9 protein-coding genes are annotated in these 11,458 nt (G+C 34.1%); 4 read left to right on the top strand and 5 right to left on the bottom strand.

Annotated features, from left to right (window positions below; all coding sequences use genetic code 11):
- Positions 1-595: 595 nt before the first annotated feature.
- From ric to PQO00_RS18225, 4 genes are all read right to left on the bottom strand, one after another.
- Positions 596-1,327 carry an iron-sulfur cluster repair di-iron protein gene (ric, locus tag PQO00_RS18240; RefSeq protein ID WP_274186295.1) on the bottom strand — a complete coding sequence of 244 codons (732 nt, stop codon included), beginning with the start codon at positions 1,325-1,327 and terminating at the stop codon, positions 596-598.
- Between the two features lie 110 nt (positions 1,328-1,437).
- Positions 1,438-1,578: a hypothetical protein gene (locus PQO00_RS18235; protein WP_274186294.1), complete on the bottom strand. Its 141-nt coding sequence runs from the start codon at positions 1,576-1,578 to the stop codon at positions 1,438-1,440.
- 194 nt (positions 1,579-1,772) lie between these two features.
- The gene (locus PQO00_RS18230; RefSeq protein ID WP_274186293.1) at positions 1,773-2,120 is read right to left on the bottom strand and encodes a hypothetical protein; all 348 of its coding nucleotides are present in this window, start codon (positions 2,118-2,120) and stop codon (positions 1,773-1,775) included.
- A gap of 43 nt (positions 2,121-2,163) precedes the next feature.
- Positions 2,164-3,138, bottom strand: a complete 975-nt coding sequence (locus tag PQO00_RS18225; RefSeq protein ID WP_274186292.1) for a polyprenyl synthetase family protein — start codon at positions 3,136-3,138, stop codon at positions 2,164-2,166.
- 123 nt (positions 3,139-3,261) lie between these two features.
- Here PQO00_RS18225 and PQO00_RS18220 point away from each other — a divergent pair, with 123 nt between their 5' ends.
- The 4 genes from PQO00_RS18220 to PQO00_RS18205 are packed head-to-tail and all read left to right on the top strand — an operon-like array spanning position 3,262 to position 9,965.
- The gene (locus PQO00_RS18220) at positions 3,262-3,867 is read left to right on the top strand and encodes a TetR/AcrR family transcriptional regulator (RefSeq protein ID WP_274186291.1); all 606 of its coding nucleotides are present in this window, start codon (positions 3,262-3,264) and stop codon (positions 3,865-3,867) included.
- A 1-nt stretch (position 3,868) separates the two neighbouring features.
- Positions 3,869-5,212 (top strand): TolC family protein, encoded by a 1,344-nt coding sequence (locus PQO00_RS18215; RefSeq protein ID WP_274186290.1) that lies wholly within the window; start codon positions 3,869-3,871, stop codon positions 5,210-5,212.
- A 13-nt stretch (positions 5,213-5,225) separates the two neighbouring features.
- A complete protein-coding gene (locus tag PQO00_RS18210; protein ID WP_274186289.1) occupies positions 5,226-6,395 on the top strand; it encodes an efflux RND transporter periplasmic adaptor subunit in 1,170 nt (389 codons plus the stop codon).
- Between the two features lie 21 nt (positions 6,396-6,416).
- Positions 6,417-9,965 carry an efflux RND transporter permease subunit gene (locus tag PQO00_RS18205; protein WP_274186288.1) on the top strand — a complete coding sequence of 1,183 codons (3,549 nt, stop codon included), beginning with the start codon at positions 6,417-6,419 and terminating at the stop codon, positions 9,963-9,965.
- Between the two features lie 150 nt (positions 9,966-10,115).
- On the opposite strand, the gene PQO00_RS18200 is transcribed toward PQO00_RS18205, so the two are convergent.
- Entirely contained in the window at positions 10,116-11,441 is a 1,326-nt protein-coding gene (locus PQO00_RS18200) for a RagB/SusD family nutrient uptake outer membrane protein (protein ID WP_274186287.1), read from the bottom strand.
- Between the last annotated feature and the right edge of the window lie 17 nt (positions 11,442-11,458).

The following is an 11,458-nucleotide window of genomic DNA, read 5'->3' as shown; positions in this document are numbered from 1 at the left end:
AACTGAATGTCCGTAATCATACATAATGATATTTTTGTCATTCTGAACGAAGTGAAGAATCTGTTGATAATCAATGGGATCCCTCGTTGCCTCGGGATGACAAATTCAATATATTTTTAGGTGTATGATAAATTACGGACAATCAATAAAATTATCTTGACTTTTTATGATTTGCCATAAAATGATACCCATTCTAAAACACAAAATGTAACAGTATAGTTAAGTCGATATAAAATGGCATAGAATATTTAGAAATAAAAAATTGAAGCTCAAGGCAAAAAACACAGGCATAGCCTAGTTCAATGTCATTAAGTTAAGGAAATTTGTTCTTTATTTGTCACATTGAGCGCAGTCGAAATGCTAATAAAAACTAGAACTCCAATTGGTCTTCGACTGCGCTCAGACTGACATTACGGCCTTAACTTAATGACATTGAGCCTAGTTACGGCGTGTATTTTTAACGAAGAAATTCGGTTTTTTACTCTAAAGGTCAAGGTATTTTATATTCATTTAGCTATATATAACTAATTTACAATGTCTCTTAAATTTAAAACCCCAGAAAGCAACAAGAATACCTTTCTGGGATTTTTCGGGTTTAACCAAATTGCTGTTCTAATTTAATAGCCTCAGGAAATAAAACATTATTTTCTAAATGAATATGCAAATGCAAATCCTTTTCAAATGCCTCTAGCATGGCATAAGTCACTCTAAAGGTATTGCAAGCATCGGCAGGAGGGGTATAGTCATTTGTTAATTTTGCAATCTCTCTAAAGCGTACCCCTTCATTATCGTGCTCACCCTTCATCATCGCTATGGGATTTTCAACGGTTCCAAAATGAGGTGCTTCTATAGCCGATTGGGAAATAGTAGCATGAATCATTTTTTTAATAAATGGAAACAAAATTAATTCTTCCTTTTTCATATGTGCAGCCAACTCTCCAGCTGACGCTTTAAAATGCGCATCAATTTTTAATAATTCAGGATGTTTCTCACCATGAACTTTACAAAGCTTATCTAAAAACTGAAGTAATACAGGTGTCTTCTCTTCTACATAACGATGATGTTTTTTTTCAATATAATCGATCAACAAATCCAATGGCCACGATTTATAATCTATATTCTGATGAGTGGGAGTACTTAAAACGTTCTGAAGCTTATCTAATAGTTCGGATGGATCTATACCATTTTTATTACACACATCTTCTAACGTTCTATGTCCACGACAACAAAAGTCTATACCATAGTCACTAAAAACTGCAGCAGTTCTAAAATCTTCGGCAACAAATTGTCCGATTTGTTTTTGTGAGCCTTTCACTATTGCTTCCATAAATAATTATTTTAATTTAATTTTTTTTACACTTTCAAAAAAGATACTGCCAACTTAATATTGAGCATTAATCCTTTAAGGTTTGTGTTTTGTAACATATATTTTAATTCTTACCTCACAGATTTAAGCTTATGGTGAACAGGGCACGGATGATTTTCATCACAAGTATCGAGTCCTAAACCACGACCACTATAAATAGCATCTCCATCAATAGCATTCACTCTGCCCGCTAATTTTATTGAAGAAATCAATTCTTTTTCAATTACAAATATAAGTTATTTTTTTAATTAGGACAATCTTATCCTAATTAAAAAATATAAAGCTATAAGGTTACCCGTCCGTGTTAGATAGATTCTTGCCCTAAATGAACAAAAACCTTTAAACATAAAAAGAAAACACTATATGATTTAGAAGCAGGGACCAGCCTTTCAACAAAAATTTTCGATTAATAGTTATTTCTAAACCACACCTTTTGCCATTCGCGCTTAAGGATTAAAAAAGAAACATCTTGAGATAGTTTTAAAATATCGTTCCCTTCTAATGCTTTAACCTGTTTTTCTGAAACATCAATGATATAAAGCAAATTTAAATATTCGGTAAATTTTTCCTGAATTAAATTGTAAACCGTTTCGTGAAGCAAAAGCTTTAAACTTGAAGGGAGTATTTCTTCATGAAAATCTAAATCGATATTGGCCAAAAGAAAATCCTTATTAAGCTGAAGGATTAATTTTTTATACAGATCTAAACGATCGGCTTCTTCAATGAGAGCTTCAAAAGTAACAGGTAACTTCATATTCAAAGATTCCCACCTCCGTGGAAATGGAAAAATTAATTTTTTATACGCTTCTATTCATTAAACCATTACCAAAATCACGTAAAAGTACTTTTTTCTCCTCAGATATATCTAAAGATTCTAAAACCAAAAAGGCTTTGTTCGTATAATTTTTAATTGCTTCCTGAGTAGCATGAGATGCGCCCGAGGCATTAAAAATTTGTTTTACTATATTAATCTTCGCATCATTATCTTCAGAGGTCGTATTAAATAAACCTCTTAACTTAGCCTGATCCTCCTTATTAGAAAACTCTAAGGCCTTTAAATACAGATAGGTTTTTTTGTTTTCGATAATATCGCCCCCAACCTGCTTTCCAAATGTTTTTGGGTCTCCAAAAGCATCCAGATAATCATCCTGTAATTGAAAGGCAATGCCCAAATTCCGTCCAAATTCATAAATATTATTTCGGTCATCGTTAGATGCATTGGCAACAATAGCTCCCATCATCATGGCAGCTCCCACCAAAACAGCCGTTTTGTATTCAATCATTTTTAAATATTCTGGAACGGTAACGTCGTTTCTAGTTTCAAAATCAACATCATATTGCTGTCCCTCACAAACCTCTATAGCTGTTTTGCTAAACAGTTTTGCTAAAGATTGAAAGGTTCCGGCCTCATAATTTTCGAACAATTGGTAGGCCATAATCAACATGGCATCACCAGAAAGAATCCCTGTATTAATGTCCCATTTTTCATGTACGGTTTCTGCTCCGCGACGCAAAGGCGCATCATCCATAATATCATCATGAACCAACGAAAAATTATGAAAAACCTCAATGCTTAATGCTGCATCTAAAGCCTTCTTATAGTCACTGTTAAAAATCTCAGCAGTCATTAAAGTCAAAACTGGCCGTAGCCGTTTGCCTCCTAAACTCAAAATATATTGAATGGGCTCATAAAGATTTTTGGGCTCTTTTAGTGTTGAATATTTTTTTAAATAAGCAACAAATTCTTCTTGATATTTTTCTATTGAAAGCATAAAACAAAAATAAAGTAAATAGTATTACTAAAAAGTTTAGGTGCAAATTATATGTTAAAAAATCATAAAACCTAGGAAACTTTTTTTGTTTTTAAAGTTTCCTGTATATATTTGCAGCCGATTATGAGAGAAAAGATTATACATAAAGCAGCCGAATTATTTCTTACACTAGGCTTTAAAAGTGTGACCATGGACGATATTGCTCAGGAAATAGGCATATCTAAAAAAACCATTTATGTCCATTTTGCCAACAAAACTAAATTGGTTGAAGCGGTAACATTTGAACTATTTGAAAATATTTGTGACGGTATCGATACGATTTGTGAAGCTTCAAAAAATCCTATTGAAGAATTATATGATATTAAAATGTTTGTGATGCATCACTTAAAAAGCCAAAAATCGTCCCCTCAATTTCAGTTGAAAAAATACTACCCACAAATATATGATGTGCTAAAACTTAGACGATTTGAAAAGATGCACGATTCGGTTAAGGAAAGTCTTCAAAAAGGTGTTGATACCGAATTATTTAGATCAAACATTAATGTAGATTTTATATCCAGAATGTATTTTAATGGTATGACCGGTATAAAAGATGCCTCCATTTTTCCGTCAGAGATATATACTTTGAATTACTTAATGGAAAGTTATTTAGAATATCACTTAAGAGCCATCGTTACCCAAAAAGGGCTTAATATATTAAACAAATTTATAACATCAAATCAATCATAAAATGAAGAACAAACTAATTTTAATATTTAGTTTATTATGCTCTATTGTTATGTTTTCTCAAGAAAACACTCAAAGTTTCTCTTTACAAGAGGCCATAGATTATGCATTAGAAAATAACCGAACTGCAAAAAACGCTGCACATGATATTAAAGCAGCAGAAAAACAAAAATGGGAAACCATTGCAACGGGGCTTCCCCAAATAAGTGCCAGTATCGATTATCAAAACTATTTAAAACAACAGGTTTCTGTTATCCCTGCCGAATTTTTTGGTGGTAATCCAGGAGAGTTCGCAGAAGTGGTCTTTGGCACAAAACAAAGTGTCAATGCGTTTGCTAAACTAGATCAGAAAATTTTTGATGGTTCTTATTTAGTTGGTTTGCAATCAGCTAAAGTATTTTTGGAAATCTCTAAAAATGCTAAAGAAAAAACCGATCTTGAAGTTAGAAAAGCAGTTATTAATGCCTATGGAAATGTTTTATTGGCCGAAGAGAGCGTAAAAATTTTAGAACGTAACATAGCTGTTTTAAAGAAAAACCTCAACGAAACGACCAAGATATATGAAAATGGCCTGGGAGAAGAAGAAAGTGTAGAGCAGCTGCAAATTACATTATCTGGTATTGAAAGTAACTTAAATAATACATCTCGTTTAAAAAATTTAGCATATCAAATGCTTAATATGACCCTGGGAACCGAGATCAACTCTAAAACCATATTAACAGATAATTTAGAAAGCTTAACTGCTAAAAATATTGTTCTAGATTTAATTGATACAGAAGATAACATAGAAAATAATATTGATTTTAAAATTGCAGAAAATAATAAAGTTTCAAAAGAATTACTTTTAAAATTAGAAAAGAGTAAAGCTTTACCAACCTTAAATGCTTTTGTTAATGCTGGCTATTCTACTTTTAGTAATGATTTTGTTTTTACAAATAGTGATCAAAAGTGGTTTGGTTCGTCGCTATTTGGTGTTAATATGAATATCCCTATTTTTAGTTCTGGTGGTAGAGGCGCATCAACACAACGTGCAAGAATAAACCTTGAAAAAGCAAAAGAGGATTTAACAGAAACTCAACAAAAATTAAAACTACAAATAGCCTCGGCAAAAAGTGATTATCAATTTGCCATTGAAGATTACGATAACAAAAAACAAAACCTGAACCTGGCAGAACGTATTGAACAAAAAAATCAAACGAAGTTTTTCGAAGGAATTGCTTCAAGTTTCGACTTAAGACAAGCCCAAACACAATTATACAGTTCTCAACAAGAGTTTTTGCAAGCCATGCTCGATGTCATAAATAAAAAAGCTGAATTAGAAACTGTTTTAAACACTATTAACAATTAATCAATCATAAACAATGAAAAATATATTAATCCTATCATTCGTAACACTTGTTTTAACATCTTGTGGAGCTGATAAAAAAATGTCTGTTGAAGATATTATAGCCTCTGGAAATTTAGAACACATAAGAAAAAAGAAAGCAGAATTAGATGTTTCTGCTCAGGAAATTTCTTCACAATTAAGGCAATTAGAATCAGAAATCAAAAAGCTCGATCCACAGGAAAGGATTCCTTTAATCACTACTTTTAAAACAAAGGAAGCTGTGTTTAATCACTTTGTGGAATTGCAAGGAAGTGTAAGTACAAAACAAAACCTTGTAATATATCCAGAATACTCAGGAACTTTAACAAGGGTTTATGTGAAAGAGGGCCAAAAAGTAGCTAAAGGACAAATACTGGCAAAAATTGATGATGGTGGATTAAGTCAGCAAGTAGCGCAACTTCAAATTCAAGCAGATTTAGCCAAAACAACTTTTGAACGTCAAGAACGTTTATGGAATCAAAAAATAGGAAGTGAAATTCAGTATTTACAAGCTAAATCTAATTACGAGGCACAGCAAAGAGCCGTGAATCAATTACAACAACAAGTTGAAAAAACAGCAGTTCGCGCCCCATTTTCTGGTACCATTGACGATGTTATTACAGAACAAGGAAGTGTTGTTGCTCCTGGACAATCCCAGCTTTTTAGAATTGTAAACCTTCAAGACATGTACATAGAAACAGATGTTCCAGAACGCTATATTTCTAATATAACAACAGGGAAAGATGTGCTAGTAGAATTTCCCATACTTGGAAAAAAGATGGATGCAAAAATTCGTCAAGCAGGAAATTTTATAAATCCAGCAAACCGAACATTTAAAATTGAAGTGGCTGTTTCAAATAAAGATAAATCTATAAAGCCCAATTTAACGGCTAAACTTAAAATTAACGATTACAGAAGCGAAAAAGCCATATTAATACCTCAAAGTATTATTTCTGAAAATGCTGAAGGTCAACAATATGTATACACTATAACCGATAAAACTGAAAATAAAGCAAAGGCTAAACGTGTTATTATCGAAACTGGTAAAACACAAGGCGATAACATTGAAGTTCTTTCTGGTTTAGAACATGGTAATGAGATTATCGATGAAGGTGCCAGAAGTGTTAAAGATGGACAAGAAGTAAAAATACTTGTTGTAGAATAATCAAACTAATTTTGAAGACCAATGAGTAAAAATTTAAAACAAAAAAAAGTAGATAAGGAGTTTGGTTTATCATCATGGGCCATTAACAATAAAACAACCATGTATGTTTTAATTGCTTTAATCCTTTTTCTTGGTTCTGGCGCTTACTTTAGTATGGCTAGAGAGAGTTTCCCAGAAATTAAAGAAACCAAAATCTATATTAGTTCTGTATATCCTGGAAATACTGCCGAGGATATTGAAAAACTGATAACAGACCCTATTGAGGACAAGCTTAAAACAGTTAGTAACGTTGTAGAAATCACATCAACGTCTCAAGAAGATTATTCTATTATTATTGTAGAATTCGATGAGAATATTTCTGTTGATGCTGCTAAACAAAAAGTAAAAGACGAAGTAGATACAGAAACTTCGGGTGAAGATTGGCCAACATTTAATGGGGCTAAAGTAGAACCTAATATTTTCGATCTAAGTATGTCTGAGGAAGTTCCAATCCTCAATATTAATATTTCAGGTGATTACCCAGTTGATAAATTAAAGGAATTTGGAGAATATCTGGAAGATGAAATTGAAAGCTTGCAGGAAATTAAGCAGGTTGATATTCGTGGAGCACAGGAGAAAGAAGTAGAAGTTGCTGTAGACATATATAAAATGATGGCTGCTCAGGTAAGTTTTGATGATATCATTAATACCATTAGCAAAGAAAACATGACGATGTCTGCGGGTAATTTAATTACTAGCGGACAGCGGCGTACTATTAGAATTATTGGTGAAATTGACACGCCTGATGCCCTCGAAAACTTTGTAGTAAAATCTGAAAAAGAAAACCCTATTTATCTAAAAGATATTGCTCAGGTTACTTTTAAGGATGAAGACAAAACAACTTATGCCAGAGAATTTGGCGCCCCTGTTGTGATGCTAGACGTTAAAAAACGTGCTGGAAAAAACATGGTGGCTGCGGCAGAGCAAATTGACGTTATTATTAAAGATGCTGTTGACAATGTATTTCCTCCTGATTTAATAATCACAGTAGCAAACGATCAATCTTCAAAAACGATAGGACAAGTTGATGACTTAGTAAACAACATCATATTTGGTATCATTCTCGTGGTAACCGTTTTAATGTTCTTCTTAGGTTTTAAAAATGCCTTATTTGTAGGTTTTGCAATCCCTATGTCTATGTTTATGTCTCTCATGGTTTTAAATATGTTGGGGTATACCATGAATACCATGATTCTTTTCGGACTTATTATGGGACTTGGAATGTTGGTTGATAATGGTATTGTAGTTGTTGAAAATGTATATCGTTTAATGAGCGAAGAAGGCATGAGTCGTATAGAGGCAGCCAAAAAAGGTATTGGAGAAATCGCTTTCCCTATCATTATTTCTACAGCAACAACTGTAGCAGCCTTTATACCTTTAGGTTTATGGCCTGGCGTTATGGGACAATTTATGATCTATTTCCCAATTACCTTGTCGGTTGTATTAGGCTCCTCGTTGTTTGTAGCGATCTTTTTTAACTCCGTTATGGTATCTCAGTTTATGACTACTGAGGATAAAGACATGCCTTTAAAAAATATTATCAAAATTTCTGTAATAGTTGGAGGTATTGGTTTGCTTATTATGCTTGTTGGAGGAAGCTATAGAGGTTTAGGAACTTTAATGATAGTAACTGTTATTTTACTTTGGATTTATCGTTTATTCCTAAGAAGTTGGGCCAACGGATTTCAAAATAAGATATTACCTAAATGGGAACGTTTTTACGAAAAAACACTTCGTACTGCATTAAGCGGAAGAAAACCGGTTATTATTGCTATTGGGACATTTGTTTTACTCATTGTAGCCTTTATGGGCTTTGGGGCCTCTGTTGGAAGCCAGCGTACAAAAGTGGAGTTTTTCCCAGATAATACACCCAATCAAATTATAGTATATATAGAATATCCAGAAGGAACGGATATTAAAAAAACCAATGCTATTACAAAAGATATCGAAGCACGAGTTTATAAAATTATAAACGAGGAAGCTTATATGCATGGTGATTTTAATTTCTTAACTGAAAGTGCTGTATCTCAAGTTGGTGAAGGTGCAGGAAATCCGCAAACAGATGGTGGTTCGCAAGCAGAAATGCCGCATCGTGGTAAAATAACAGCGACCATGCGTGAATATAAATTTAGAGAAGGAGCAGATAGTCAAGAGCTTCTTAAAAAAGTACAGGAAGATTTAAAGGATGTGTATCCTGGTGTTGCTATTTCGGTCGAAAAAGATGCTGTGGGGCCACCTGCAGGTTATCCTATAAATCTTGAATTAGAAGGAAACGATTATTCTGAACTTATAGCCACTGCTGAGAAAATGCGTGATTTTATCAATTCGAAAAATATTCAAGGTATTGACGAATTAAAAATTGATGTAAACAAATCTAAACCTTCCATGCTGGTTCAGGTTGACAGAAAAAAAGCTGGAGAACTAGGTGTCACTTCTGGACAAGTAGGGCAACAATTACGTAACGCTATTTTTGGAGCCAAAGCAGGCGTTTATAAAGAAGATGGTGAAGATTATGATATCTATGTGCGTTTTAATGAAGAAAACAGGTATAATACGAGTGCTATTTTCAACCAGAAAATCACTTTTAGGGATCCTGCTAACGGACAAATAAAAGAAGTTCCCGTTTCTACTGTTGCTAAACAAAATAACACGTCTGGTTTTAGTGCCATAAAACATAGAGATGTTAGGCGTGTGGTAACGTTATATTCTGCTTTAGCACCTGGTTTTACCGATGCCGGGGCCATTGTTTCAAAAATTCAAAATGAAATGCAGGGTTTTACAGAACAACCTGCATCGGTTAAAGTGGATTATACAGGACAAATAGAGGAGCAAAATAAGCAAATGGCATTCTTAATGGGTGCTTTCTTTACAGGTTTAGGCTTGATTTTCTTTATTCTAATTTTCCAATTTAACTCTGTTTCTAAACCGGGCATCATTATGATTGCCATTTTCTTGAGTTTAATAGGCGTGTTTGGTGGTATTGTTGCTACCGGTAGTGCATTCGTAATTATGATGACCATGATGGGAATTATTTCATTGGCAGGTATTGTTGTAAATAATGGTGTGGTACTCTTGGATTATACGCAGCTTTTAATAGACAGAAAGAAAGTAGAGCACGATTTGGAGGATGATCAATATCTTGAAACTCCAGATTTATTAGAAGCTATTATAAGAGGAGGAAAAGCACGTTTACGCCCGGTATTACTAACGGCGATCACCACTATTTTAGGGTTGATCCCTTTAGCAACCGGATTTAACATCAACTTTTTTACTTTATTTAGTGAGTTCAATCCTCACATATATATGGGAGGTGATAATGTTATTTTTTGGGGGCCTCTTGCCTGGACCGTTATTTATGGGTTATTTGTGGCAACGTTCCTAACATTAATAGTGGTTCCTATACTGTTCTTTTTAATAACTAAATTTAAAATGTGGTTGTATAATAATAGAGTGGCTAAATATTCAGAAAATGAACTGAGAGAGGTTTTAAGTACAAATAAACACCCTCAAGAAGTTTTTACGGATAAATGATTGGATTAATATTCTAATTAAACTGAAAACGAATTGTGAAATGCAGTCGTTTAAAAACCCTTTAGTCTGCCTAATATAGGCCTGATTAATAGCAGAAAAGCCTCGACGTCATGTCGAGGCTTTTCATTTTTATTTAATTATAAGTAAATATTATTGGCCTTCATTTTGCGGAATTGGAAATTGAGTCACAATATTATCGCCTGCCCTATCAATAACCAACTCGTCAAGCCTATCAAAACGTCTCATATCTATCCAGCGGTGCCCCTCGGCAAATAAGGAATAACGTCTTTCGTATAAAAGTTGATCTTCATCTACATTTCCAGCACCAATAGGCCCTAAACCAGCAGCATCCCTAACAGCATCGATCGCAGCTTCGGCTTCACTAGGGTTAGATACCATGTTGGCTTCTGCATATAATAATAAAAGTTCTTCATTTCTTATCATGCCAACTGGGTCTGTGCTTGATTGGTACACCCATACATCATGCGTTCCCGGGGTTAAATCTGCAATATTTAATGGATTAGGTTCCAACACCATAGTGTCCTCATCCTCCACTTCTCTAAAAACAGCTTTATTGACCCTAGTATCCCCTGCTTCTGCCGAATTCACAAAATCTGGATGTGCTATTCTGGCATTGGCTCCTGTAGAATTTAATGCAAAAAACAATTGGTTTAATGCATCACCTCCTGCAGACGAAAATTTATAGTATGCTCCTAAACTCATAGGCGCGTTTATGTCCATAAATGAATCTGCCAATGCTGTTAAAACCAATGTATAATCGCCTTGATAAGCAGCTGCTCTTGCTGTAATTGCTCTATTAAACTCTAAATAAGAAATTGGCATTGTTTCGAGACCTAAAGTATTAGGAGACACATTACCACCACCAGTCGTTAAATCTGTTGCAGCTGTATTTAATAGCCCTATAATGGTTGTTAGAGCGCCATCAAAACTTTCAAAAGCGCCTAGATTGTCCGGGTCTGCAACGTCTGTTCGGATCCCATTTTGATATAACATCATTAATACACTTAATAACTCATGTGCCTTAATCGTATTTGCAAAACCTCTAATAGCCGCTTTTTCTGCATCCGTAAAAGTTTCCGTAGTATTTTCCAAGCCCTCTAATAATAAATTACACTCTTTAACAACAGCATAGCGAGCCGAGTAAGGTGTCGTTAAGTAAAAGGCATTATCATCTAAAGTCCCTGTCATTAAATCCCCTACCCATCTAGGGTCAGAACTTTGATGTCTCCAATAATCCCTCCCTAATACAGATATAGCATCTATTTGCGTATGTAAACGGTCTCTCATATCTGCCAATATGCCCGACACCACCTGAGGAAGTTCAGGTCTTGAAAGTCCCTCTGAAATCGATGACGTTTGAGGGCCATTTAAGTCTTGCCCGTCTTCAATATCGCACGAATACCAAAAACAAATAGAAAAGACTAAAATTATTATTTTAAATTTATTTGTGTTCATAATATTTTTTTTTAATT

This window comes from Flavivirga sp. 57AJ16 (assembly GCF_028736925.1).
Classification (GTDB): Bacteria; Bacteroidota; Bacteroidia; order Flavobacteriales; family Flavobacteriaceae; genus Flavivirga.
The sequence above is the reverse complement of the archived record's forward strand: the minus strand, read 5'-3'. Positions and strand labels throughout refer to the sequence as shown.